Source organism: Kocuria sabuli (genome assembly GCF_040981185.1).
GTDB classification, from domain to species: Bacteria; Actinomycetota; Actinomycetes; order Actinomycetales; family Micrococcaceae; genus Kocuria; species Kocuria sabuli.
In genome coordinates this window covers 24,288-47,922 of sequence record NZ_JAVHZE010000011.1, presented here as the reverse complement: position 1 = coordinate 47,922, position 23,635 = coordinate 24,288, and the positions used below count along the sequence as shown (strand labels likewise).

Annotated in this window: 23 protein-coding genes and 1 pseudogene; 4 read left to right on the top strand and 20 right to left on the bottom strand. The window is 73.6% G+C overall.

The window, feature by feature from the left end; all coding sequences use genetic code 11:
* Positions 1-58: 58 nt before the first annotated feature.
* From RE027_RS11780 to arsB, 4 genes and pseudogenes are all read right to left on the bottom strand, one after another.
* Positions 59-1,453 (bottom strand): FAD-dependent oxidoreductase, encoded by a 1,395-nt coding sequence (locus RE027_RS11780; protein ID WP_368808461.1) that lies wholly within the window; start codon positions 1,451-1,453, stop codon positions 59-61.
* Entirely contained in the window at positions 1,446-1,829 is a 384-nt protein-coding gene (locus tag RE027_RS11775; protein WP_438612434.1) for an arsenate reductase ArsC, read from the bottom strand. Before RE027_RS11775 ends, RE027_RS11780 begins: the two co-directional genes overlap by 8 nt.
* Positions 1,830-1,919: 90 nt before the next feature.
* A pseudogene (locus tag RE027_RS11770) lies at positions 1,920-2,318 on the bottom strand (arsenate-mycothiol transferase ArsC); the annotation flags it as partial.
* A 38-nt stretch (positions 2,319-2,356) separates the two neighbouring features.
* Positions 2,357-3,451, bottom strand: a complete 1,095-nt coding sequence (gene arsB, locus RE027_RS11765; protein ID WP_368808460.1) for an ACR3 family arsenite efflux transporter — start codon at positions 3,449-3,451, stop codon at positions 2,357-2,359.
* Between the two features lie 84 nt (positions 3,452-3,535).
* Between arsB and RE027_RS11760 the strand changes: the two genes are divergently transcribed.
* The 3 genes from RE027_RS11760 to disA all read left to right on the top strand — a co-directional run bounded on the left by RE027_RS11760 (position 3,536) and on the right by disA (position 6,511).
* A complete protein-coding gene (locus RE027_RS11760; protein ID WP_368808459.1) occupies positions 3,536-3,910 on the top strand; it encodes an ArsR/SmtB family transcription factor in 375 nt (124 codons plus the stop codon).
* An 89-nt stretch (positions 3,911-3,999) separates the two neighbouring features.
* Entirely contained in the window at positions 4,000-5,427 is a 1,428-nt protein-coding gene (radA, locus tag RE027_RS11755) for a DNA repair protein RadA (protein ID WP_368808458.1), read from the top strand.
* Between the two features lie 7 nt (positions 5,428-5,434).
* The gene (gene disA / locus RE027_RS11750; protein ID WP_368808457.1) at positions 5,435-6,511 is read left to right on the top strand and encodes a DNA integrity scanning diadenylate cyclase DisA; all 1,077 of its coding nucleotides are present in this window, start codon (positions 5,435-5,437) and stop codon (positions 6,509-6,511) included.
* Positions 6,512-6,527: 16 nt separating this feature from the next.
* On the opposite strand, the gene RE027_RS11745 is transcribed toward disA, so the two are convergent.
* Positions 6,528-7,262, bottom strand: a complete 735-nt coding sequence (locus tag RE027_RS11745; protein ID WP_368808456.1) for a hypothetical protein — start codon at positions 7,260-7,262, stop codon at positions 6,528-6,530.
* A gap of 25 nt (positions 7,263-7,287) precedes the next feature.
* Here RE027_RS11745 and RE027_RS11740 point away from each other — a divergent pair, with 25 nt between their 5' ends.
* Positions 7,288-8,289: an iron-sulfur binding domain-containing protein gene (locus RE027_RS11740; protein WP_368808455.1), complete on the top strand. Its 1,002-nt coding sequence runs from the start codon at positions 7,288-7,290 to the stop codon at positions 8,287-8,289.
* On the opposite strand, the gene RE027_RS11735 is transcribed toward RE027_RS11740, so the two are convergent.
* The 15 genes from RE027_RS11735 to ftsH form a co-directional block, all read right to left on the bottom strand.
* Positions 8,273-8,800, bottom strand: a complete 528-nt coding sequence (locus RE027_RS11735; RefSeq protein WP_368808454.1) for an amino-acid N-acetyltransferase — start codon at positions 8,798-8,800, stop codon at positions 8,273-8,275. The genes RE027_RS11740 and RE027_RS11735 overlap by 17 nt on opposite strands.
* A 132-nt stretch (positions 8,801-8,932) precedes the next feature.
* A complete protein-coding gene (locus tag RE027_RS11730; protein WP_368808453.1) occupies positions 8,933-11,497 on the bottom strand; it encodes an ATP-dependent Clp protease ATP-binding subunit in 2,565 nt (854 codons plus the stop codon).
* Positions 11,498-11,833: 336 nt separating this feature from the next.
* Positions 11,834-12,178, bottom strand: a complete 345-nt coding sequence (locus RE027_RS11725) for a histone-like nucleoid-structuring protein Lsr2 (protein WP_368808452.1) — start codon at positions 12,176-12,178, stop codon at positions 11,834-11,836.
* A 302-nt stretch (positions 12,179-12,480) separates the two neighbouring features.
* A complete protein-coding gene (locus RE027_RS11720) occupies positions 12,481-12,696 on the bottom strand; it encodes a hypothetical protein (protein ID WP_368808451.1) in 216 nt (71 codons plus the stop codon).
* A gap of 54 nt (positions 12,697-12,750) precedes the next feature.
* Complete coding sequence (lysS, locus tag RE027_RS11715; protein WP_368808450.1) at positions 12,751-14,277, bottom strand: lysine--tRNA ligase; 1,527 nt, start codon at positions 14,275-14,277, stop codon at positions 12,751-12,753.
* Between the two features lie 60 nt (positions 14,278-14,337).
* The gene (gene panC, locus RE027_RS11710) at positions 14,338-15,198 is read right to left on the bottom strand and encodes a pantoate--beta-alanine ligase (RefSeq protein WP_368808449.1); all 861 of its coding nucleotides are present in this window, start codon (positions 15,196-15,198) and stop codon (positions 14,338-14,340) included.
* Positions 15,195-16,115 carry a Rossmann-like and DUF2520 domain-containing protein gene (locus RE027_RS11705; protein WP_368808448.1) on the bottom strand — a complete coding sequence of 307 codons (921 nt, stop codon included), beginning with the start codon at positions 16,113-16,115 and terminating at the stop codon, positions 15,195-15,197. Before RE027_RS11705 ends, panC begins: the two co-directional genes overlap by 4 nt.
* A complete protein-coding gene (locus RE027_RS11700) occupies positions 16,112-17,614 on the bottom strand; it encodes a PH domain-containing protein (protein ID WP_368808447.1) in 1,503 nt (500 codons plus the stop codon). Before RE027_RS11700 ends, RE027_RS11705 begins: the two co-directional genes overlap by 4 nt.
* A complete protein-coding gene (locus RE027_RS11695; RefSeq protein WP_368808519.1) occupies positions 17,611-18,123 on the bottom strand; it encodes a PH domain-containing protein in 513 nt (170 codons plus the stop codon). Before RE027_RS11695 ends, RE027_RS11700 begins: the two co-directional genes overlap by 4 nt.
* Positions 18,124-18,133: 10 nt before the next feature.
* Positions 18,134-18,703: a DUF3180 domain-containing protein gene (locus tag RE027_RS11690; RefSeq protein ID WP_368808446.1), complete on the bottom strand. Its 570-nt coding sequence runs from the start codon at positions 18,701-18,703 to the stop codon at positions 18,134-18,136.
* 12 nt (positions 18,704-18,715) lie between these two features.
* The gene (gene folK, locus RE027_RS11685) at positions 18,716-19,243 is read right to left on the bottom strand and encodes a 2-amino-4-hydroxy-6-hydroxymethyldihydropteridine diphosphokinase (RefSeq protein ID WP_368808445.1); all 528 of its coding nucleotides are present in this window, start codon (positions 19,241-19,243) and stop codon (positions 18,716-18,718) included.
* Between the two features lies 1 nt (position 19,244).
* On the bottom strand, positions 19,245-19,706 hold the full coding sequence (gene folB / locus RE027_RS11680; RefSeq protein ID WP_368808444.1) for a dihydroneopterin aldolase: 462 nt from the start codon (positions 19,704-19,706) through the stop codon (positions 19,245-19,247).
* Entirely contained in the window at positions 19,703-20,644 is a 942-nt protein-coding gene (gene folP, locus RE027_RS11675; protein ID WP_368808443.1) for a dihydropteroate synthase, read from the bottom strand. Before folP ends, folB begins: the two co-directional genes overlap by 4 nt.
* Before the next feature lie 4 nt (positions 20,645-20,648).
* Positions 20,649-21,386: a GTP cyclohydrolase I FolE gene (gene folE / locus RE027_RS11670; RefSeq protein WP_368808442.1), complete on the bottom strand. Its 738-nt coding sequence runs from the start codon at positions 21,384-21,386 to the stop codon at positions 20,649-20,651.
* 10 nt (positions 21,387-21,396) lie between these two features.
* Positions 21,397-23,508, bottom strand: a complete 2,112-nt coding sequence (ftsH, locus tag RE027_RS11665) for an ATP-dependent zinc metalloprotease FtsH (protein WP_368808441.1) — start codon at positions 23,506-23,508, stop codon at positions 21,397-21,399.
* Positions 23,509-23,635: the final 127 nt, after the last annotated feature.

Genomic DNA, 23,635 nt, shown 5'->3' with positions numbered 1-23,635 from the left:
CGCTCCTCGCTGCCGACGCGCGGGACCCGGCGGCTCCCGCGCGGGCGGGGCGGGGCGCTCAGCAGCAGGTGGAGGCCCCGGTCCCGGACGGGATCGGCCCGATGGTGACCGGCCGGGGCCCGGAGCAGGCATCGGCCGGCACCCCGGCCGGCTCCCCGCAGCATCCGGCGGCCTCGGGGGCGGGCAGGTCGCAGGAGCCGCCGAGGTCGGTGGAGCAGACCCCGGTCTCGGGCAGCACCAGCTGCACGTCGTCGGCCGCGGCACGGTCCCCGGCCAGGGCTGCGGCGACGGAACGGACCTGCTCGTGGCCGGTGGCCATCAGGAACGTCGGGGCCCGCCCGTAGCTCTTCGCGCCCACGATGTAGAAGTCCGGCTCGGGATGGGCCAGCAGCCTCTCCCCGTGCGGGGCCACGGAGCCGCAGGAGTGGAACTCCGGGTCGATCAGCGGGCCCAGCTTCCGCGGGGCCTCCACGGCGGGGTCCAGCTCCAGGCGCAGCTCCGACAGCATGCCGAGGTCGGGGCGGAACCCGGTGGCCGGGACCACCAGGTCCACGGCCAGCTCCTGCTCCCCGGCCGGGGTGGTGGCGCGGACCGTCAGCCCGTCCTCGCCGGCGATCAGGCCGGTGACGGCGAAGGAGGGGTGCACCCGGACCGTGCCGGAGTCCACCAGCCGGCGCAGCCGGGCGCCCAGGGCGCCGCGGGCGGCCAGCCCGTCGCGCTCCTCCCCGCCGTAGACGCGGGCGACGTCCGGCGAGCGCACCGCCCAGGTGATCCGGGTGCCCGGCTCCTCCTCGGCGAGGGCGCCGAGCTCGAGCAGGGTGTTGGCGGCCGAGTGGCCGGCCCCGACCACGAGCACGTGGCGGCCGGCGAAGCGGCGGCGGTCGCGTCCGGTGACGTCGGGCAGCGGGACGGTGATCCGCCCGGCGGCGAGCGCCTCGGCCTCCCCGGGGGCGGGCAGTCCCGCCCGGCCCAGCGGGTTGGACCGGCCCCAGGTGCCGGAGGCGTCGAGGACCGCGGCGGCCGGCACGTCCGCCAGGGCGCCGTCGGCGTGCTCCACGCGGACCAGGAACGGGGTCCGCGCCCGGTCCGCGGTGCGCGTCCTGTCCATGCCGAGCCGGGACACGGCCAGCACGCGCACGCCGGTGCGGATCCGGCCGGGCAGCGCGGCGGCGAGGGGCGCCAGGTACTGCTCGACGAACTCGGCGCCGGTGGGCAGGTCCTCCGGGTCGGGCTCGGTCCAGCCGGTGCCCCGGAGCAGGCGGCGGGCCGCGGCGTCGACGTCGTAGCGCCACGGGGAGAACAGCCGGACGTGGCCCCACGCCCGGATCGCGCTGCCCACCTCCGGCCCGGCCTCCAGCACCAGCGGGGCCAGGCCGCGCTCGGCCAGGTGGGCGGCCGCGGCCAGCCCCACGGGCCCGGCCCCGACGACGACGACGGGCAGCTGCTCAGCCACGGGAGGCGCCCTCGGTCCCGGCGGGGGCCCCGGCGGGCAGCAGCTCGGCGACCAGGGCCTCGATCCGTCTCCGGATCTCGTCGCGGATCGGCCGGACGGCCTCGAGTCCCTGCCCGGCGGGGTCCTCGAGCGCCCAGTCCTCGTAGCGCTTGCCGGGGTGGAACGGGCAGGCGTCGCCGCAGCCCATGGTGATCACCACGTCGGAGGCCTGGACGTCCTCGTCGGTGAGCACCTTGGGCTGCTCGGCGCTCATGTCGATGCCCTCCTCGGCCATGGCCTGCACCGCGACGGGGTTGACGGTGTCGCCCGGGGCGGACCCGGCGGAGCGCACCTCGATGCGCCCGCCGGAGAGGTGGCCGAGGTAGGCGGCGGCCATCTGCGACCGGCCGGCGTTGTGCACGCACACGAACAGGACGCTGGGCCGGCCGGGCGCGTGCACGTCCTCGGCGCCGGTGAGCTCGCCCAGCAGCGCCCGGACCCGGGCGTCGATGTCGTCGCGGACCAGCCGCATCCGCTCGGCACCCTCGATCCCGCGGGTGGAGGGCTCGTCGGTGTGCCAGGTCTCGACGGTGCCGGCCATGCCCTCGACGGACCCGACCTTCGCCTCGTCGCCCAGCACGACCACGCGGTCCACGCGGCGCAGCAGCTCGGGGTCGACCGGCTTCGGCACGCCGGAGGACATGTCCGCCCCGACCTCGGCGATGACCTCGGCGGACAGGGCGTTGATCTTGCTGCCGGGTCTGGTCCCGGCGGAGTGGACCACCACCGTCCCGTGGGCGTGGTGCTCCATCAGGGCGGCGGCCATCTGGGACTTGCCGCCGTTCTTGGCGCACACGAACAGGACGGAGGGCTTGCTGTCGGTCATCGGGACCTCCTGTGAGAGGGAGCGGGGACGGGGCCCGGTCAGCGGGCCGGGACGGTGGCGTCGTGCGGGAAGAGCCTGCGCCCGGCCCACAGCGAGACGTAGACCAGGGCGACCAGGACGGGGACCTCGATCAGCGGGCCGACCACCCCGGCGAGGGCCTGCCCGGAGGTGACCCCGAAGGTGCCGATGGCCACGGCGATGGCGAGCTCGAAGTTGTTGCCGGCGGCGGTGAACGCCACGGTGGTGGACTTCGCGTAGTTCAGGCCCAGGGCGCGGGAGGCGAGCAGGCCGATGCCGAACATGAGGAAGAAGTAGACCAGCAGCGGCCACGCGATCCGGACCACGTCCCAGGGGTTCGAGGTGATCGCGTCCCCCTGCAGGGCGAAGAGCAGCACGATGGTGAACAGCAGGCCGTAGAGCGCCCACGGGCCCAGCTTCGGCAGGAACGTGCCCTCGTACCAGTCGCGGCCCCTGGCCTTCTCGCCCAGGGTGCGGGTGAGGAACCCGGCCACCAGGGGGATGCCGAGGAACACCAGCACCGAGACGACGATGGACCACACGGAGAACTCGGCGGAGGTGGTGGGCAGGCCCAGCCAGGACGGGAGGACCTGGAGGTAGAACCAGCCCAGGGCGCCGAAGGCGATGACCTGGAAGACCGAGTTGATCGCCACCAGCACGGCCGCCGCCTCGCGGTCCCCGCAGGCGAGGTCGTTCCAGATCAGCACCATGGCGATGCATCGGGCCAGCCCGACGATGATCAGCCCGGTCCGGTACTCGGGCAGGTCGGGAAGGAAGATCCAGGCCAGGGCGAACATCAGCCCGGGTCCGACGATCCAGTTCAGCACCAGGGACGCGCCCAGCAGGCGCTTGTCGCCGGCCACCCGGTGCGTCTCGTCGTAGCGGACCTTGGCGAGCACCGGGTACATCATCACCAGCAGCCCGATCGCGATGGGCACGGACACCTCCCCGATCCGCACGGCCTCCAGGGCGGTGTCCAGGCCGGGGACGAAGCGGCCCAGGAGCAGCCCGGCGACCATGGCGGCGATGATCCAGGCGGGCAGCCAGCGGTCGAGGAAGGACAGGTCCTTCATCACCCCCTGGTGCGGTGCGGCGGTGGTCGTGGTGGCGCTCATGGGCGGGGCATCCCCTTCGTATCGACGGTCGTCTATGCCACACAGTAGGGGTCACATCGACGACCGTCAATGTAGAGTGGAGGCATGACTCTCGCACCCGATCGCCAGGCCGCCGCGGACGACCAGTGCGTCCAGGGCGCGGCGCGGGACGGGTGCTGCTCGCTGTCCCGCGGTCCCATGGACGCCGAGGACGCCCAGCGCGCCGCCGGCCTGCTCAAGGCCCTGGCGGACCCCACCCGGCTGCGGCTGCTCTCCCACGTCGCGGCCCAGGGCTGCGAGACCGTGTGCGCCTGCGACCTGACCGACGTCCTCGGCATCAGCCAGCCCACGGTCAGCCACCACATGAAGAAGCTCGTCGACGCCGGGCTGCTCGCCCGCGAGCAGCGGGGCAAGTGGGCGCACTACAGCGTGGTGCCCGGGGCCTTCGCGGAGCTGCGCTCCTTCCTCGACCTCGGCTGACCCCGCCCGCCGGCCCCGCCGGCGGGCGGGGTCGGCGGCGCCGCACCGGTGCGCCTAGGCCGTCCGCCGCGGCCGATAGCCTGGACGCCATGAGCACCCGCACCCGCCGCAACTCTCCCGCCTACCGCTGCACCGAGTGCGGCTGGAGCACGGCCAAGTGGGTGGGGCGGTGCGGCGAGTGCCAGGCGTGGGGCACGGTCGAGGAGATCGGCGAGCACAGGGCCCGCACCACCGCGGCCCGCTCCATCGCCGAGCCCGCCCGTCCCATCGCCCAGGTCGACGCCACCGTCGCGGCCTCCGCTCCCACCGGCGTGCCGGAGCTGGACCGGGTCCTCGGCGGCGGGCTCGTCCCCGGCGCGGTCGTGCTGATGGCCGGGGAGCCCGGGGTCGGCAAGTCGACGCTGCTGCTCGACGTCGCCGCCCGCTTCGCGGAGGGCACCGGCGAGGGCACCCGCGACGTCCTCTACGTCACCGGGGAGGAGTCCGCCGCCCAGGTGAAGCTGCGCGCGGACCGGATCGGCGCCGTGGCGCCCACCCTCTACCTCACCGCGGAGACCGACCTCGCCACGGCCCTGGGCCACATCGAGACCGTCTCCCCCCGCCTGCTCGTGGTCGACTCCGTGCAGACCCTGGCCAGCGCGGAGGTCGAGGGCTCCGCCGGCGGGGTCACGCAGGTGCGCGAGGTCGCGGCCTCGCTCATCGCCGCGGCCAAGAAGCGGAACATGACCACGCTGCTCGTCGGCCACGTGACCAAGGACGGCTCCATCGCGGGGCCCCGCCTGCTCGAGCACCTCGTGGACGTCGTGTGCCAGTTCGAGGGCGAGAAGCACTCCCGGATCCGGCTGCTGCGGGCGGTGAAGAACCGCTACGGCCCCACCGACGAGGTCGGCTGCTTCGACCTCACCGAGACCGGCATCACGAGCGTGGAGGACCCCTCGGGCCTGTTCGTCTCGCGCACGGCCATGCCGGTGTCCGGGACCTGCCTGACGGTCACCCTCGAGGGCCGCCGGCCCCTGCTCGCCGAGGTGCAGGCGCTGCTGGACCGCTCCTCCACCGCACAGCCCCGGCGGGCCACCGCCGGTCTGGACTCCTCACGGGTCGCGATGCTGCTCGCCGTCCTGCAGCGCCGGGCCGGGGTGAACCTGAACGGGCTGGACTGCTACGTCTCGACCGTCGGCGGGGTCAGGCTCACCGAGCCCTCCACCGACCTCGCCGTGGCCATGGCCCTGGCCTCCGCCGCCCAGGACCGGCCCCTCCCGCAGCGGCTCGTGTGCTTCGGGGAGGTGGGCCTGGCCGGCGAGGTGCGGCCCGTCCCGGGCATCGGCCGCCGGATCCAGGAGGTCGCCCGGCTCGGCTTCACCCACGCGGTCGTGCCCGCCAGCCCGACCGGCCCGGGCCCGGTCCCGGCGGGTTTCACGGTGCGCGAGGTGACCACCATCCAGGAGGCCATGGAGCTGCTCTTCCCCCGCTCGGCGGCCGGTTCCGGGCAGAAGGGGCGGACGGCCGCGGCCGTATGATGTGAGCGTGGCGAAGACCCCTGAGAACGCACTGCGCAAGACGCTGGCCCGGATCGCGCCGGGCACCGAGCTGCGCACCGGTCTCGAACGGATCCTGCGCGGCCGCACCGGCGGGCTGCTGGTGCTCGGCTTCGACCGCTCCGTGGAGGCGATCTGCTCCGGGGGCTTCGACATCAACACCGACTTCTCCGCGCCCAAGCTGCGGGAGCTGGCCAAGATGGACGGCGCCATCATCTGCGACCGGGACGCGACGCGCATCCTCAAGGCCGGGGTCCAGCTCGTGCCCGACGCCTCGATCGACACCACGGAGTCCGGCACCCGGCACCGCTCCGCGGAGCGCACCGCCAAGGAGACCGGGGTCCCGGTGATCTCCGTGAGCCAGTCCATGAGCGTCATCACCATCTACGTGGGCGAGACCCGGTACGCGATCGAGGGCTCGCAGTCGATCATGGCCCGCGCCAACCAGGCCCTGCAGACGCTGGAGCACTACAGCCACCGGATGGAGCAGGTCCTGGGCAATCTCTCCTCCCTGGAGATCGAGGCGTCCGTCGCCGTGCGGGACGTGGCCCTGACCCTGCAGCGCATGGAGATGGTGCGGCGGATCTCCTCCGAGATCGGCTGGTACGTCCTCGAACTGGGCGTGGACGGGCGGCTGATCGCCCTGCAGCTCGAGGAGCTGACCGCGGGCTCGGGCCCGGGCCCCGACGTCGTGCTGCGCGACTACCTGCCCGACGGCACCCCGCTGGAGGGTATCGAGCGGGGACTGGAGAGCCTCGCCGAGCTCACCCCCACGGAGCTCATCGACCTCCAGCGGATCGCGGTGTCGGTGGGGCTGATCGAGCCGCAGGGCAGTCTCGAGACGGACCTGCACCCGCACGGCTACCGGCTGCTGGAGGGCATCAAGTCGATGCCGCGGGCGGTCGCCAACCGGCTCGTGCGCCAGTTCGACGGCCTGCAGTCCCTCATGGCCGCCAACCTCGAGGACCTCAAGGCGGTCGAGGGCATCGGGGAGCAGCGGGCCCGCACGGTCCGCGAGTCCCTGTCCCGGATGGCCGAGACCAGCCTGCTCGAACGCTTCATGTGAGCCGCGGGGGGCCCGTTCACTCGAGGACGAACGCGGCGGGGTCGCTCGTTCGCTCCCCGAGGGAGACCACCAGGCGGTAGTACCCGGGCTGGGCCTCGCCACCCGCCTCCTCGCAGCCCTCGGCGGTGCGCAGCAGGTTCCACGTCAGCCGCGCGCTCTCCTCCTGCCCCGGCTCGAGCGTGCGCTGCGCGTCCTCGGAGCCCGCCTGGCAGTGCCGGCTGTCGAAGACGGTGTCCGAGCCCGAGCTCACCTCGTAGGCCATCCGGGAGGTGCCCGCGTCGACCGTGCAGGTCTCCTCCCCCGTGTTCTCCAGGGTGAGCACGAGCACGGGCTCCTCGCCCTCGGGGTAGCTCTCCCGGTCCGTGGACGCCCGCACGGCCAGGGCGGGGCCGCACTCCTCGACGGGCCCCTCCGTGGCGGTCGGGGACGCGGAGGGTGAGTCGCTCTCGTCGGGCCGCGGCGTGAAGTCGGCGAAGGGCTCCTGGGAGGCCGCGGGGGCGGAGGCCGCCGCCCCGGGGGCGGGGGTGCCCTCCGGCTCGTCGGGGCCCAGCATGGACGCGACGGCCGAGAGCATGCCCACGGCCACGAGCAGCAGCAGCACCCCGGCCACGACCGCCGCCACGATCCGCCGACGCCGGTAGACCTCGGGGCTCTGCCGCCGGGAGTCGGCGGAGCGGGGAGCCCGCCCGCCGTCGTCGTGACCGCTGCCCGACCGTCCGTGGGGGGTGCTCCCGGTACCTCTCTGCGCCATGCCCCCAAGGCTACAGTGGGTGGCGATGACCACCGCCGACACCACCCCCGACCCCGTTCCCGGCCCCCCTCCCGGTCCCGCCGCGGACCTCGGCCTGCCGGAGCTGCACCGGTCCGTGACCGACTGGTTCGACGCCGCCGCCCGGGACCTCCCGTGGCGGGACCCGCACTGCTCCCCGTGGGGTGTCATGGTCAGCGAGTTCATGCTCCAGCAGACCCCCGTGGTGCGCGTGCTGCCGGTGTGGCGGGTCTGGCTGCAGCGCTGGCCGCGCCCCGCCGACCTCGCGGCCGAGAGCACGGGCGAGGCGGTGCGGGCCTGGGGCCGGCTGGGCTACCCGCGGCGGGCCCTGCGCCTGCACGCGGCCGCCGTGGAGATCACCGAGCGCCACGGCGGACGGGTGCCGGCCGGGCACGACGAGCTGCTGGCCCTGCCGGGAGTGGGCGCCTACACGGCCGCCGCGATCGCCGTGTTCGCCTTCGGGGACCGGCAGGTCGTGGTCGACACCAACATCCGGCGCGTGCAGGCCCGCGTGGTCTCGGGGCGGGCCCTGCCGTCCCGGTCCCTGACCGCCGCGGAGGCCCGGCTCGCCGAGGAGCTCATGCCGGAGGACGACGCCCTCGCCGTGCGCTGGAACAAGGCGGTGATGGAGCTGGGCGCCCTCGTCTGCACCGCCCGCTCTCCGCGCTGCGAGCAGTGCCCCGTCCGGCACGCGTGCGCGTGGGTGGCCGCGGGCAGGCCCGAGCCCGCCGAGGCCCCCCGGGGGCAGAGCTGGCACGGCACGGACCGGCAGGTCCGGGGCGCGATCATGGCGGTGCTCCGGGCCGGCCACGACCCCGTGCCGGGCCCGCACCTCACGGGCCCGGTGGACGTCGCGACGGGCACCGGGCTGGGACCGGAGGCCCTGCGCGCGCTGGACGCGCTGCACGGGCTCAGGGCCCCGGAGGACCAGCGCCGGCGCGCGCTGGACGGGCTGCTCCAGGACGGGCTGGCGGTGCGCGGCCCCGCCGGGATCAGCCTTCCGGGCTGAGCTCGAGGATCATCCTCGTGTTGCCGAGCGTGTTCGGCTTCACCCGCGCGAGGTCGAGGTACTCGGCCACGCCCTCGTCGTGGGAGCGCATCAGCTCCGCGAAGACGTCCGGGTCCAGCTGCTCCTGGTTGGGCATCACCTCGAAGCCGTACCGGTGGAAGAAGTCGACCTCGAAGGTCAGGCAGAACACGCGGGTCACCCCCACCGCCCGGGCCCGCTCGATCAGCCCGGCCAGCAGCGTGTGCCCCACCCCGCGGCCTCGCCAGTCGTCGGAGGTGGCCAGGGTGCGCACCTCCCCCAGATCCTCCCACATCACGTGCAGGGCCCCGCAGCCGACGAGACGGGCGGGACCGCCGTCGGCCGTCTCCACGACCAGGAACTCCTGGATGCCCTCGTAGTAGGCGACCGTGTCCTTATTGATGAGCACCCCGGCCCGGGCCAGCGGAGCCACCAGCTCCTTGATGGCAGGGACGTCGGAGGTGCGGGCGGGTCGCAGTCGAAGGTCGGTCACGCGGCAAGTGTACGCGTGCGAAATCGGCCGGCCCCCGAGCATGTCGCCCCGCGAACGGCCTCGCCCCCGGGGACGCGGAAGGGCCCGCCGCGCGAGTGCGCGATGGGCCCTCCTCGGGGAGCCGGGAGGGGCTCAGCCCTCGGTGCCGGCGTCCCCGTCCCCGCGGACGGCCTCGACGTCCTCGAAGCCGCCCATCGGGTCGACCATGCCGTCGCCCGTGAGGTCGTACATGGGCGTGGAGGAGAAGGTCAGGACCTCCTGGTCGCCCTCGCCCTCGGTGCCCACCGTGATCTTCTCGCCGGAGTTGATCTCGCCGAAGAGGATCTTCTCGGAGAGCCGGTCCTCGATCTCCCGCTGCATGGTCCGGCGCAGCGGGCGGGCGCCCATCGCGGGGTCGTAGCCCTTGCGGCTGACCCACACCTTGGCGGCGTCGGTGAGCTCGATCGACATGCCCTGGTCCCGCAGGCGCTCCTGCAGCCGCGCCACGAACAGGTCCACGATCTGGACGATCTCGGGCTCCGTCAGCTGCGGGAACACGATGATCTCGTCCACGCGGTTGAGGAACTCGGGGCGGAAGTGCTCCTTGAGCTCGTCCTGGACCTTCGCCTGCATGCGCTCGTAGCTGGAGGCGGAGTCCACACCGGTCTGGAAGCCCACCGGCACGGCCCGGGAGATGTCCTTGGTGCCCAGGTTCGTGGTCATGATGATCACGGTGTTCTTGAAGTCCACCACGCGGCCCTGCGAGTCGGTCAGGCGGCCGTCCTCGAGGATCTGCAGCAGGGAGTTGAACAGGTCCTGGTGCGCCTTCTCGACCTCGTCGAAGAGGACCACGGAGAACGGCTTGCGGCGCACCTTCTCGGTGAGCTGGCCGCCCTCCTCGTAGCCCACGTAGCCCGGAGGCGCTCCGAAGAGGCGCGAAACCGTGTGCTTCTCCTGGTACTCGGACATGTCCAGGGTGATGAGGGCGTCCTCGTCCCCGAACAGGAACTCCGCGAGCGCCTTCGCGAGCTCGGTCTTGCCCACGCCGGTGGGGCCGGCGAAGATGAACGAGCCGCCGGGACGCTTGGGGTCCTTCAGCCCCGCGCGGGTGCGCCGCATCGAGCGGGAAAGCGCCTTGATGGCGTCGTTCTGGCCGATGATGCGCTTGTGCAGCTCGTCCTCCATGTGCAGGAGGCGGCCCGTCTCCTCCTCGGTGAGCTTGTAGACGGGCACACCGGTGGAGGCGGAGAGCACGTCGGAGATCACCTCGGGGTTCACCTCGGCGAGCTCGTCGCCGCCGTCGCGCCAGGCCCGGTCCTTGTCGTCCCGCTCGGCGATGAGCTTCTGCTCGTTGTCGCGCAGCGAGGCGGCCTTCTCGTAGTCCTGGCCGTCGATGGCGGCCTCCTTGAGCCGCTTCACCTCGACGATGCGGTCGTCGAGCTCCTTGATCTCCGGCGGCGCGGTCATCCGCTTGATCCGCAGCCGCGCCCCGGCCTCGTCGATCAGGTCGATCGCCTTGTCCGGGAGGAAGCGGTCCGAGACGTAGCGCGCCGACATGTGCACGGCCGCCTCGAGCGCCTCGTCCGAGATGGTGACACGGTGGTGCGCCTCGTACTTGTCGCGCAGGCCCTTGAGGATCTCGACGGCGTGCGCCTCGGAGGGCTCGTCCACCTGGATCGGCTGGAAGCGGCGCTCCAGGGCGGCGTCCTTCTCGATGTGCTTGCGGTACTCGTCGAGCGTGGTGGCACCGATGGTCTGCAGCTCGCCGCGGGCCAGCATGGGCTTGAGGATCGAGGCGGCGTCGATCGCGCCCTCGGCGGCACCGGCGCCCACGAGCGTGTGGATCTCGTCGATGAACAGGATGATGTCCCCGCGGGTGCGGATCTCCTTGAGCACCTTCTTGAGCCGCTCCTCGAAGTCGCCGCGGTAGCGGGAGCCCGCCACGAGGGAGCCGAGGTCCAGGGTGTAGAGGTGCTTGTCCTTGAGGGTCTCGGGGACGTCCCCGCGCACGATCTGCTGCGCCAGGCCCTCGACGACGGCGGTCTTGCCGACACCGGGCTCACCGATCAGCACCGGGTTGTTCTTGGTGCGGCGGGAGAGGATCTGCATCACGCGCTCCATCTCCTTGAAGCGCCCGATGACCGGGTCCAGCTTGCCCTCGCGGGCGGCGGCGGTGAGGTTGCGGCCGAACTGGTCCAGCACGGCGGACCCCGCGGGCGTGCCCTCGGACTGCCCGGCGGAGCGCACGCCGGCACCCTCCTTCTCGGGGGTCCCCCCGCCCTGGTAGCCCGAGATGAGCTCCAGCACGGTGGAGCGCACCTTCTGGGGCTCGGCGCCGAGCTTGGTCAGCACCTGGGCGGCCACGCCCTCGCCGGCACGGATGATGCCGAGCAGGATGTGCTCGGTGCCGATGTAGTTGTGGCCGAGCTGGAGCGCCTCGCGCAGCGAGAGCTCGAGGACCTTCTTGGCGCGCGGCGTGAACGGGATGTGCCCGGAGGGCGCCTGCTGGCCCGGGCCGATGATGTCCTGGACCTGCTCGCGGGCGCCGGTGAGGGTGATGCCCATCGAGTCGAGCGCCTTGGCGGCGACTCCCTCGCCCTCGTGGATCAGCCCGAGCAGCAGGTGCTCGGTGCCGATGTAGTTGTGGTTGAGCATCCTGGCCTCTTCCTGGGCCAGCACCACGACCCGGCGGGCGCGGTCGGTGAAGCGTTCGAACATGGATACTCCTCAGTCGATGTCTGCAGACGATGCTACGCACCCGGGAGCCCGATCGGGGGGCTGTTCGCCACCGGCGAGACGCCCCCGGGTGGCCCGGGCCGCACCGGGGGCCTCCCGCACCCGTCCCGTGCCCGTCCGGTGCCCGGGAATAGACCGCGGCGTTTATCCGGTTCGGCGCCCGAACCCCCGAATGCGCAGGTCAGGAAACAATGCACAGCATTTCCCCCCGGACCGGCCCACGACTAATCCGGGGACCGCAGAGCCGGAGCAGAGCACAAAAGGAGGGACCGGCGGACCGGTCCCTCCTTCTGATCTCCGCGCGCTGACGGCCGGAGTTTACTGGTGGGCGTCGTAGTACGCCTTCTGGACGTCCTGGTGGATGCGGCCGCGGTCGGAGACCGGGTGGCCGTTCTCCCGGGCCCACTGCCGGATCGCGGCGGTGTCCGGGTTGGACTTGCCGGTGGGACGGGCGCCTCCGGAGCGGGCCTGCTTCGGGGTCTGCTTGGCCTGGGCCCGCCGGGCCTTGGCGATGAAGGGACGCACGGCGTCGCGCAGCTTCGCCGCGTTCTCCTCGGACAGATCGATCTCGTACTGCGTCCCGTCCAGCCCGAACCGGACGGTCTCCTCGGCGGGTCCGCCGTCGAGGTCGTCCTCGAGAATGATCTTCACGGTCTGTGCCATGGTTGAAACTCTCCTCCGCCTTCCGGCGCTCGTCATTCCCGGCACCCGCCGGTCCGGCGCGTCCCGAGGTGGTGCTGATTTCCCCGTGTCGGCCCGGAACACACGGATCAGGAATTCCGGCCGATCCCGGGAACTCTTCATCCCGGTGTTGTCGACTTTATCCTACAATTCCACGGGGCAATTCGTCAGCAGGGAATCAGCGGGGAAAGGAAGAAGAATCCGGGGAGCAGTCCGGGGGGAAATCCCCGCGCCAATTCGAATTCATCGGAAAACCCGCGGACGCCCGGAGCGGAGACCTCGCGTCAGCGCTTCGGGCCGCGCCCGCGGCGAGGACGGTGGCCGAAGGGGACGTCCTCGCCGTCGCGCTGCCTGAGCTGCTCGTACCAGCGCTCCGCGTCGTCCTGGGAACGGGCCTCCATGGCGCGCTCCGTGCGGTCGCCGCGGAAGATCGAGCGGAGGATCAGCCAGAAGATGATGCCGATGCAGATGGAGGGCAGCAGGACGGCGATGTATTCCATGGGGCGATTCTCCCGGGGTGGTCTGGACGGAGGCTGGGGACCCGTGGACGGGGCTCAGTCCTGTTCCGGCTTCATGAGGGGGAAGAGGATGGTCTCCCGGATCCCGAGGTCGGTGAAGAGCATGATGAGCCGGTCCAGGCCCAGGCCGAGCCCGCCCATGGGCGGGGCGCCGTGCTCGAGGGCCCGCAGGAAGTCCTCGTCCAGGCGCATGGCCTCGTCGTCGCCGGCGGCCGCGCGGTGGGACTGCTCGGTGAGCCGCTCCCGCTGAACCACCGGGTCGATCAGCTCGGAGAAGGCGGTGCCGCGCTCCATGCCGCCGATGACGAGGTCCCACGCCTCGATCAGCCCGCGCTCGGAGCGGTGCTGGCGGGCCAGGGGCTGCGCCGACGGCGGGTAGTCGCACACGAAGGTCGGCTGGATCAGCGTGGGCTCGACGATCTCGCCGAAGAGCTCGAGCACGTGCTTCTCCGCGTCCCAGGCCGGGTCCACGGGGACCTCGCACTCCTCGGCGATCCTGCGGAGGGTCTCCACGGGCGTCCCCGGGGTGATCTGCTGCCCCACGGCCTCGGACAGCGCCGGGTACACGGACAGCCAGCGCCACTCCCCGCGCAGGTCGATCGTGCCCCTGTCCGTCTCGATCGTGTCCACGCCCAGGGCGTCGGCGCACGCGAGGATGATCTGCCGGATCCGCTCGGCCATCGTGAACTGGTCGGCGTAGGCCTCGTAGGCCTCCAGCGTGGTGAACTCGGGGCTGTGGGAGGAGTCGACGCCCTCGTTGCGGAACACCCGGCCGATCTCGAAGACCCGCTCGATCCCGCCGACCACGGCGCGCTTGAGGTAGAGCTCCGTGGCGATGCGCAGGGTCATGTCCTGGTCGAAGGCGTTGAGGTGGGTCTCGAACGGCCGGGCGCTCGCCCCGCCGTGCACCAGCTGCAGGATGGGCGTCTCGATCTCCACGTAGCCCTGCTCGACCAGGACGTTGCGCACCGTCTGGATGATCCGCGCGCGCTTCACCACGACGTCGCGGGCCTCGGGCCGGACGATGAGGTCGAGGTAGCGCCGGCGCACCCGGGTCTCGTCGCTGAGCTCGTTGTGCATCGTGGGCAGGGGGCGCAGGGCCTTCGAGGCCATGGCCCACGCGTCGGCCATCACGGAGAGCTCGCCGCGGCGGGAGGCGATCACCTCGCCGTGGACGGCCACGAAGTCGCCGAGGTCCACGAGCTGCTTCCACTCACCGAGGGACTCCTCCCCCACCTTCGCGAGCGAGAGCATGACCTGCAGGCGGGTGCCGTCCCCCTCCTGGAGGGTCGCGAAGCAGAGCTTGCCGGTGTTGCGCACGAACACCACGCGCCCGGCCACGCCCACGAACTGCCCGGTCTCCGCGCCGGGCTCCAGGTGGCCGTGGGCCGCCCGGACCTCGGCGAGGGTGTGCGTGCGCTCCACGCCCACGGGGTAGGCCTCCCGGCCCGACTCGAGCAGCCTGGCGCGCTTGGCGAGCCGGAACTGCATCTGGTCCGAGAGCTCGGCCTGCTCGGCGGCCTGGTCCTGGGCGGTCGGGGTGGTGTTCTGCGCGTTGGTCACAGTTGTCCAGGATATCGCGGGGGGTCAAATCCGCCGCCGGGGCCGGCTGCGGCCCGGGCGTCACAGGGCCAGGTTGTCGATCAGCCGCGTGCCGCCCACGTGCGCCGCCACGAGGGCGAGCGTGCCCGGGCCGGGGGCCGCGGGGGCCAGCGTGCGGGGGTCGACGACGACGAGGTAGTCGAGCCGGACCTGGTCCGCGGCGTCGATCCGGGCGCGGGCGGCCTCGAGGTCCAGCTCACCGGCGGCGAGGGCCCGCAGGGTGCCGGGGAGCACGAGTGCGGCGCGCCGCTGTCCGGCGTCGAGGTAGCGGTTGCGGGAGGACAGCGCGAGCCCGTCGGCATCGCGCACGATGGGCACGGGGCGGACAGTGACGGGCAGGTCGAAGTCGGCGACCATCCGGCGCACCAGCAGCAGCTGCTGCGCGTCCTTCTCCCCGAAGTACGCCCGGAAGGGTCCCGGCACGGGCGGGGCGGCGATGTTGAGCAGCTTGTTGACCACCGTCAGGGCGCCGTCGAAGTGGCCCGGGCGGCTCGCGCCGTCGAGCACGGCCCCCAGCCGGCCGGAGGTGACGCGCACGAGCGGCTCACCGTCGGGGTACATCTGCTCCACGGTGGGGGCGAACACGAGGTCGGCCCCGAACCGGGCGAGCAGCTCGAGGTCGGCCCCGAGCGTGCGGGGATAGCGCTCGTAGTCCTCGTCCGGGCCGAACTGGAGCGGGTTGACGAACACCGAGACCGCGACGAGCGCGTTCTCCTCCCGCGCGAGCCGCACCAGGTGGCCGTGTCCCTCGTGCAGCGCCCCCATCGTGGGCACCAGGCCCAGCGACGCCTCGCCCGGCAGCGCGGCGAGGCGCTCGGCGAGGGCGGCGCGGAACTCCCCGATCCCCCGGCAGACGCGGGGAGTGGTGGAGGTGGTGGTCACGGGGTGTCCTTCCCGTCGGTGAGGTCGAGGGCCGCGAGCACGGCCTCGTAGCGGGGGCGGTCGAGCAGACCGCGGTCCAGGGCGCGGCGGGCGGTGACGCGGGCGAGGTCCAGGTAGGCCAGCAGGACGTCGTCGCCCTGGTGGCCGTGGGCGTACTCGTCGAGGGCGCCGCGGTGGGCGGCCACGGTGCCGGCGTCGCCGCGGGCGACGGGCCCGGTCAGCGCCGACTCCCCCGAGGCCAGGGCGTTGTCCAGGGTGGCGCGCAGCAGGGGGCCGAGCATCCGGTCCGGGTTCTCCACGCCGATGTCCCGCAGCACCTGCACCGACTGCCCGGTGAGGGTCGTCAGGTGGTTGGCGCCGTGGGCCAGGGCCGCGTGGTAGAGCGGGCGGTCGGCCTCGGCGACCACGACCGGCTCGGCACCCATCTCGACCACGAGGGCCTGGGCGATGGGCAGCACCGGGGCCGGTGCGGTGATCCCGAACGAACAGTCGCTCAGCCGGGCGAGGTCGAGGCTCATGCCCGTGAAGGTCATCGCCGGGTGGACCGCCAGCGGGATGGTCCCGAGCCGGCGCGCGGGGTCGAGGACCCCGGTGCCCCAGCGGCCGGCGGTGTGCACCACGAGCTGGCCCGGCTGCCACAGCCGCGCGTCGGCGAGGCCCTGCACGAGCCCGGGCAGCTCGTCGTCGGGCACGGCCAGGAGCACGAGCTCGGCCCGCTCCAGGACGGCGGGGACGTCCAGGACGGGCACGTCCGGCAGGAGGGCCTCGGCCCGGTCCCGGCTGGCCTCGGAGACCGCGTTGACCCCCACCACGGCGTGCCCGGCCGCGCGCAGGGCCGCCCCGAGGACGGCGCCCACCTTTCCGGCGCTGACGATCCCCACCCCGAGGCGTCCGGGGCGGTCCGAGGGGTGGGTCATGCTCTCTCCTGCAGGGGGACTCGGGGGTGGCGCGGGCCGTCGGCCAGTCTACGGGCGCCGGCGGCGTGCGCCGTCTGGGCCGCCGCCAGGGCCCGGGCGTCCCCGGCGTCGAGGTGCGCGACGGCGACGGTCACCGGCCCGGGGGTCGAGTGCAGCTCGACGTCGGCGAGTCCCAGGGCGCGCTCGAGGGGTCCCTGGGAGACGGCGACGGACTGGGTCTTCTCGTGGGGCAGCACGTCGGTGCGCCGGCTCAGCCGCCCCGACCGGACCGCCAGGACGTCCTCCGTCGCGGCGAAGCCGGTGCGCCGGTGCACCAGGGGGTCCAGCCACCGGGCCCGGCGCGGGGAGGTGGTGTAGCGGCCCTGCCCGCCGAGACCGTGCAGGCCCTCCCCGAGCAGCGCCGGGAGGTCCCCGTCGCGGGCCCCGGGCAGGGCGAGGTGCAGGACCGTGCGCACCTCGGGCAGGGTGCCCACGGGCAGCAGGGTGGAGCGCATGGCGTCGCTCTCCCCGCCCGCGGGGCCGTAGCCGGCCACGTTGGCCCGGATCCGGTACCAGCCGAAGGGACGCCACAGCAGCGGCTGATCCACCCCGACCGCCTGGATCCGCCCCGTGGGGACCGTCTGGGAGCGGACGCTGAACAGCCCGTAGCGCACGCGCATGCCCTCCGGGACGCGCAGCAGCCGGAAGTGGTAGCCCTGCTCGAAGCGGCGGTAGGCCACGGCGCCGAAGCTGACCAGCCCGGGCAGCCAGGCCGCGAGCACGGCCGGCCCGGCGACGGGGTCGAGCACGAGTGCGACCGGCGCGGCGACGAGGAGCACGGCCAGGACGACGGCGGAGCCGGAGGCGAGCACGGATCCGAGCAGCCGCGGCACGGGCACCGTCAGGACGGGGTGCTCCTCGTCGCCGGTCGCCGCCCACGGCGCGGGGCGCCGCGCCGGTTCCCCCGGCGGGCCGGCGCGGCCGGGAGCGGCCAGCCCGAGCCGGCCCAGCAGCTCGCCGCGCAGCGCGCGGGCCTGGGGGTGCGTGAGATAGGACAGGGACACCGCGGACTGCCCGGCGTCGGCCACCTCGAACTTCAGCTCGGCCAGGCCCAGCAGGCGGGGCAGGAAGGGACGGTGGATGTCGATGGCCTGCACCCGGTCCAGGCGGGCCTGGCGCTCCTGGCGGAAGAGCACCCCGGAGCGCACCCGCACGTGCTCGGGCGTCACCTGGTAGCGGGTGAACCACCACGCGACGAGCACGACCGCGGCGGCCACCAGGAGCACGAGGACCACGATCCCGGCCAGGGCCCACCAGAACAGGGGGCCCACCTGCCCGGGGTCGAGCTCCTGCGCCGGGGAGTCCCTGCCGCCGAGGTAGGCGCGCAGGAGGTCGTCGAGCACGATGTTGACGAAGCCGCCCACGAGCACGACGATCGCCAGCCACCCCTTGACCACCGGGGTCAGCGGGTGGACGCGGTGCCACTGCGGTGCCGGGTCCGGGGCGGGCACAGCGGTCACAGGCCCGCCAGGAGGGCCTGGCCGCGGGCGGTGAGCCGCTCGCGCAGCCGGGACGCCTCGGCGTGCTCCACGCCGGGGATCTCGGCGTGGCTGCCGACGGCCGCGGTGTGCAGCTTCACGGTGGCCAGGCCGAAGCTGCGCTGCAGCGGCGAGACCGACACGTCCACGTACTGCATCCGCCCGTAGGGGATGACGAGGACCCGCTGGTAGAGCAGGCCGCGGCGCACGAGCAGGTCCTCCCCGCGCTCGGCGTAGCCGATGGCCCGCACCCGCCGCGGGGCCAGCAGGAGGGAGACCAGGCCGACGACGAGGACCACCGCCGGCGGGAGCAGCAGCCAGTGCAGGGGCGCGCCGGCCCAGATGCCCGTGCCGGCCAGCACCGCGGGCCAGCCCACGACGGCCAGCCAGAAGAGGGTGCCGAACAGGGTGGAGAGCATCACGACCGGGACGTGGCGGGGGGACACCCGGGTCCAGACGAGCCCCTCCGGGTCGATCGCCCGGTTGCTCAGCGGGGTCCGGTCACCGGGCGTCCCGGCCGCGGGGCCGGGCACGGGGTCGTTCGCGGATCTCTCGGGCATAACCACCTTCTCCCTCGGGGAGCTCCTTCTCCCGTCCCCTACGGTACTCGGCGTCCTCCCCGGCGTCGGGGTCGTCCGGCGGCAGCTTGCAGAAGCTCTCCACGATCCAGCCCACGACGACGAGGACGAGCCCCGCCGCGGCGTGGGCCAGGCACACCCACAGCGGCCCCTGCTCCGAGCGCACGGACAGCAGGGCCAGCTGCTCGACGGCGATGGCGGCGTGCCAGCCCGCCAGCACGGCCCCCGCCCAGGCCCCCGCCTGGGCGCCGGCGGCGGTGCGGGCCGCCACCAGCGGGTCGAAGCGCTGCGGGTGCGCACCCTCCTGGTAGCGCTTGACCCGCGCGCCCAGCACGAGCAGGACCACGGCGGCGGCCGCGACGGCGGCGAGCGAGGCCCACGGCAGGATCAGCAGCGGGCCGCCCGCCCCCGTGGAGAGCCGGTTGGCGGTCCAGCCGAGGGCCCCGGCGACCGCGGCGCACATCAGCAGGGCCGGAACGGTGAGCACGTGCACGGCGGAGCCTCCTCAGTCCCGGTCCCCGCCGCCGGGTCCGGCGGGCAGCAGCGGCACGGTGTCGGGGCCGAGACCGCCGAGGTCCGCGGCCTCGCGGGCCAGGTCGACGACCCGGCGCCCGTCGAGGGTCGCGGCAGGGTCCATCAGGGCCCACGGCACCAGCACGAACGCGCGCGTGGCGGCGCGCAGGTGCGGGACGGTCAGGTCGGGTTCGTCCAGGTGCAGCGCCCCGTAGACCACGATGTCGATGTCCAGGGTCCGGGGACCCCAGCGCTGCGCCCGGACGCGGTGGTGGCGCTGCTCGACCTCCTGGCAGGCTCGGAGCAGGGCGAAGGGGCTGAGCTCCGTGTCCACCTCGACCACCGCGTTGAGGTAGTCGCCCTGGTCCGCCGGGCCGCCGACCGGCTTGGAGCGCACCACGGGCGACGCGCGGGTCAGGGTGATGCGGGGGTGGGCGGCCAGGTCCTGGGCGGCACGGCGCAGGGTGTCCTCCCGGTCGCCGAGGTTGGCGCCGAGGGCGAGGACGGCCAGGGTGCCCATGTCAGCGCTCCCGGTAGATCGTCACGGACACGTCGGAGAAGGTCACCTCGATGGGGGCCTTGGGCTTGTGCACCGTGACCTCCACCGCCTCGAGGGGGAAGCGGTCGAGCAGCCGCCGGGCGATCCGGTCGGCGAGCGTCTCGAGCAGGTTCACGCTGGGGCCGATCACGATGTCCCGCACCTCCTCGGCGACCTCGCCGTAGTGGGCGGTCAGCGCGACGTCGTCCGTGGCCCCCGCCTCGGAGAGGTCGAGGTACATGGCGAGGTCCACGAAGAACGGCTGCCCGCTGCGCTTCTCCTGGTCGAAGACCCCGTGGTAGCCCACGGCGCCGACGCCCAGGAGGTTGATCCGGTCGCGGCGGTCCGGGGCCCGGGCGGAGGCCACCGGCACGTGCTGGCGGCCGGCACGGTCTCCGGCGCGCATGCGCGCCGGGTCGGACTCCTCGCGCGGCACCCGGGTCATCGGTCCCCTCCCCCGGCGGTGCGGGCGGTGCCACCCGCACCGGGGTGCAGGAGGGCCTGCTCGGTGCCGCGCCACGCGTGCGCGGCGGCCACCGCGTCCGCGCTCGAGCGGACGTCGTGCACCCGCACCGCCCACGCGCCCGCGTGGGCGGAGAGCGCGCTGATCGCGGCGGTCGCGGCGTCCCGCCCGGTCGCCGGGCGGGACGTGCCGTCCTGCTCGAGCAGGGTGCCGAGGAAGCGCTTGCGGGAGGCGCCCACCAGGACCCGGTGGCCCGTGGCGACGAAGCGCGGCAGGGCGCGCAGCAGCTCCCAGTTCTGGGCGCCGCGCTTGGCGAAGCCCAGCCCGGGGTCCAGCACGATCCGCTCGGGAGCGAGTCCGGCGGCGACGAACCGGTCCCGCAGCGACTCCAGCTCGGCCAGGACGTCGTCGACGACGTCGTCGTAGACGGCCAGCCCGTCCATGGTCTCCGGGGTGCCCCGGGTGTGCGTGAGCACGTACGGGGTCTGCCGCTCGGCCACGAGCTCGACCATCTCCGGGGTGACGGCGAGGCCCGAGACGTCGTTGACGAGGTGCGCCCCGGCGTCCAGCGCGGCCGCGGCCGTGGCGGCGTGGAGGGTGTCCACGCTGAGCACCGCGCCCGCCGCGGCGAGGGCCTCCACCACGGGCAGGATCCGGCGCTGCTCCTCGGCCGCCGTGATCCGCTCGGAGCCCGGCCGGGTGGACTCCCCGCCGACGTCCACGACGTCGGCGCCCTCGGCCGTCAGCTGCAGCCCGTGGGCGATCGCGGCCTCGTGCCCGGCGTGCCGCCCGCCGTCGCTGAAGGAGTCCGGGGTGACGTTGAGGACGCCCATGACCAGCGTCCGGCCGATGGGCAGCTCCTCGAAGGAGCGCCGGCCGCCGGGTCGCAGGCCGTGCTCGGCGCGGGATGTCGTCTCCACCGGCTCAGCGCCCCAGGATGAGGCTCATGGCCTCGGCGCGGGTGGCGGTCTCGCGCAGCTGGCCGCGCACGGCGGAGGTCACGGTCAGCGCGCCCGGCTTGCGCACCCCGCGCATGGACATGCACAGGTGCTCGCACTCGATCACCACGATCACGCCGGCGGGCCGGAGGTGCTCCACGATCGCCTCGACGATCTGGGTGGTGAGCCGCTCCTGCACCTGCGGGCGGCGGGCGTAGAGGTCCACCAGCCGCGCGAGCTTGCTCAGCCCCGTGACCATCCCGTCGTGGCCGGGGATGTAGCCCACGTGCGCGTGGCCGTGGAACGGCACGAGGTGGTGCTCGCAGGTGGAGTAGAAGGGGATGTCCTTGACGAGGACCATCTCGGAGTGGCCGATGTCGAAGGTCGTCCCGAGCACCTCGGCGGGGTCCTGGTGCAGGCCCGCGAACATCTCCGCGTACGCCCGGGCGACCCGCCCCGGGGTGCCCTGCAGGCCGTCCCGGTCGGGGTCCTCCCCGATCGCGAGCAACATCTCCCGCACGGCCGCGGCCACGCGGGGCTGGTCCACCTCGCCCGCCCCCGCCACGGCCCCCGGGGCGGGGTCCGGGTACGGCGGGTCGAACGCCTCCGCGGACAGGTGGTGCATGTTCGTGCTGGCCTCGTGGGGCAACGCGCCCTCCTTCGGGATCTGCCGGGTCTGCCGGACACCGCGGGGGTCGGCGGACCCGACCTGGTGTCGCTCCATCCTAGGCGGCTCAGTCGGCCGTGGGCTCCGAGGAGGTGCTCCCCGTGGTGCTCGAGGACCCGGCGCCCTCCTCCTGCGGCACCGAGTGCCCGCGTTCGGGGACCTCCAGGGGGTGCTCCGGCTTGGCGGCCGCCGCCTGGTCCTGGGGCGCCAGCGTCGCGGGGTCCTGTGCGTGGATCCGCCGGGCCTCCTCGCGCTCGGCCTCGGTGACGACCGGCGGGTCCTCCGAGAGGGGGCGCGTGTCCTTGGACAGCCACACGGGCCGCAGGTCCCGCTGGCGGATGTCGTGGAAGATGTCCGCGATCTGCGCCTCGTTGAGCGTCTCCTTCTCGAGCAGCTCGAGGGCGAGCCGGTCGAGGACGGGCCGGTTGTCCATCAGGATCTCGTGGGCCTCGTCGTGGGCCTGCTCGAGCAGGGCGCGCACCTCCTCGTCCACGATGGCGGCGGTGCGCTCGGAGTACTCCCGTCCGCTGCCGGCGGCGTCGCGGCCGAGGAAGGGCTCGGAGCTGTCCCCGCCCAGCTTGATGGAGCCCACGCGGGCGCTCATCCCGTACTGGGTGACCATCTTGCGGGCGGTGTCGGTGGCCTTCTGGATGTCGTTGGACGCCCCGGTCGACGGGTCCCGGAACACGATCTCCTCCGCGGCCCGCCCGCCCATGGCGTAGGCCATCTGATCGAGCAGCTCGTTGCGGGTGGTCGAGTACTTGTCGTCCAGGGGCATCACCATGGTGTAGCCGAGGGCGCGGCCGCGGGGCAGGATCGTGATCTTGGTGACCGGGTCCGTGTTGCGCAGCGCCGCGGCCACGAGCGCGTGCCCGCCCTCGTGGTAGGCGGTGACCTTGCGCTCGAGCTCCTTCATGATCCGGCTGCGCTTCTGCGGCCCGGCGATGACCCGGTCGATCGCCTCGTCCACGGCGCGGTCGTCGATCAGCTGCGCGTGGGACCGCGCGGTCAGCAGGGCCGCCTCGTTCATCACGTTGGCGAGCTCCGCGCCCGTGAAGCCCGGGGTGCGCTTGGCCACGGCGGCGAGGTCCACGTTGTCCGCGAGCGGCTTGCCCTGGGAGTGCACCCGCAGGATCTGCAGGCGACCCTTCATGTCGGGGGCCTCCACGCCGATCTGCCGGTCGAAGCGGCCCGGGCGCAGCAGGGCCGGGTCGAGGACGTCCGGGCGGTTGGTGGCGGCGATCAGGATGACGTTGGTCGTGGCGTCGAAGCCGTCCATCTCGACGAGCAGCTGGTTGAGGGTCTGCTCGCGCTCGTCGTTGCCGCCGCCCATGCCGGCGCCGCGCTGGCGGCCCACGGCGTCGATCTCGTCCACGAAGATGATCGCGGGGGCGTTGTCCTTCGCCTGCTGGAACAGGTCGCGCACGCGGGAGGCGCCCACGCCCACGAACATCTCCACGAAGTCGGAGCCGGAGATGGAGAAGAAGGGCACGCCGGCCTCGCCGGCCACCGCCCGCGCGAGCAGGGTCTTGCCGGTGCCGGGCGGGCCGTAGAGCAGCACGCCCTTGGGCACCTTCGCGCCGAGGGCGGTGAAGCGCTCGCGCTCCACGAGGAACTGCTTGATCTCGTCGAGCTCCTGGACGGCCTCGTCGGCGCCGGCGACGTCGACGAAGGTCACCGTGGGGTTGTCCTTGTCGAACATCTTGGCCCGCGAGCGCCCGAAGCGCATGACCTGGGAGCCGCCGCCCTGCATGCGGGAGAGCACGAACCAGAAGATGGCCAGGATGATCAGGAACGGCAGGAGGAAGCCGAGCAGGCTGGTGAACCAGTTGGACTCGACCGGCTGGTCCGTGAAGCCCTCGAGGTCGGCCGCGTTCATCGCCTCGACGACCTCGTCACCGCGCGGGGTGACGTAGTAGAACTCGACGCTGCGCCCGAGGTCGCGGCCGTCGAGGCTGAGGTCCTCCTCGAGCTGGAGCTCGACCTTCTGCTGGCCGTCGTAGATCTTGGCCTCGGAGACCTGCCCCTCCCGGAGCAGCTGCAGGCCCACGTTGGTGTCCACGCGGTTGCCGGCCCCGGTCGTGAGCGAACCCACGACGGGGAAGAGGACCAGGACGGCCAGAAGGACCCAGAACCAGGGTCCTCTGAAGAAGTTGTTGGGTTTTTTCGCCGTGGCCAAGCCGCTGATCCTCCCGTGGATGGTTGTCCGGCCCCCTCGGACCGGAGCCCGCCCAGGGCCGGGGGTCCAGGGGACGCAGACCTACAATGTACAACCCGCACGGCGGGACTCCCCCGGAACGTGCCCG

Bases quoted from the DNA above. Each gene is read 5' to 3' on its own strand.
- RE027_RS11775 (WP_438612434.1), bottom strand. From the start codon at position 1,829: ATGGCCGCCGCCTACCTCGGCCACCTCTCCGGCGGGCGCATCGAGGTG.
- arsB (WP_368808460.1), bottom strand. From the start codon at position 3,451: ATGAGCGCCACCACGACCACCGCCGCACCGCACCAGGGGGTGATGAAG.
- RE027_RS11760 (WP_368808459.1), top strand. From the start codon at position 3,536: ATGACTCTCGCACCCGATCGCCAGGCCGCCGCGGACGACCAGTGCGTC.
- radA (WP_368808458.1), top strand. From the start codon at position 4,000: ATGAGCACCCGCACCCGCCGCAACTCTCCCGCCTACCGCTGCACCGAG.
- RE027_RS11745 (WP_368808456.1), bottom strand. From the start codon at position 7,262: ATGGCGCAGAGAGGTACCGGGAGCACCCCCCACGGACGGTCGGGCAGC.
- RE027_RS11740 (WP_368808455.1), top strand. From the start codon at position 7,288: ATGACCACCGCCGACACCACCCCCGACCCCGTTCCCGGCCCCCCTCCC.
- RE027_RS11730 (WP_368808453.1), bottom strand. From the start codon at position 11,497: ATGTTCGAACGCTTCACCGACCGCGCCCGCCGGGTCGTGGTGCTGGCC.
- RE027_RS11725 (WP_368808452.1), bottom strand. From the start codon at position 12,178: ATGGCACAGACCGTGAAGATCATTCTCGAGGACGACCTCGACGGCGGA.
- RE027_RS11720 (WP_368808451.1), bottom strand. From the start codon at position 12,696: ATGGAATACATCGCCGTCCTGCTGCCCTCCATCTGCATCGGCATCATC.
- RE027_RS11705 (WP_368808448.1), bottom strand. From the start codon at position 16,115: ATGACCCACCCCTCGGACCGCCCCGGACGCCTCGGGGTGGGGATCGTC.
- folK (WP_368808445.1), bottom strand. From the start codon at position 19,243: ATGGGCACCCTGGCCGTCCTCGCCCTCGGCGCCAACCTCGGCGACCGG.
- folB (WP_368808444.1), bottom strand. From the start codon at position 19,706: ATGACCCGGGTGCCGCGCGAGGAGTCCGACCCGGCGCGCATGCGCGCC.
- folE (WP_368808442.1), bottom strand. From the start codon at position 21,386: ATGGAGCGACACCAGGTCGGGTCCGCCGACCCCCGCGGTGTCCGGCAG.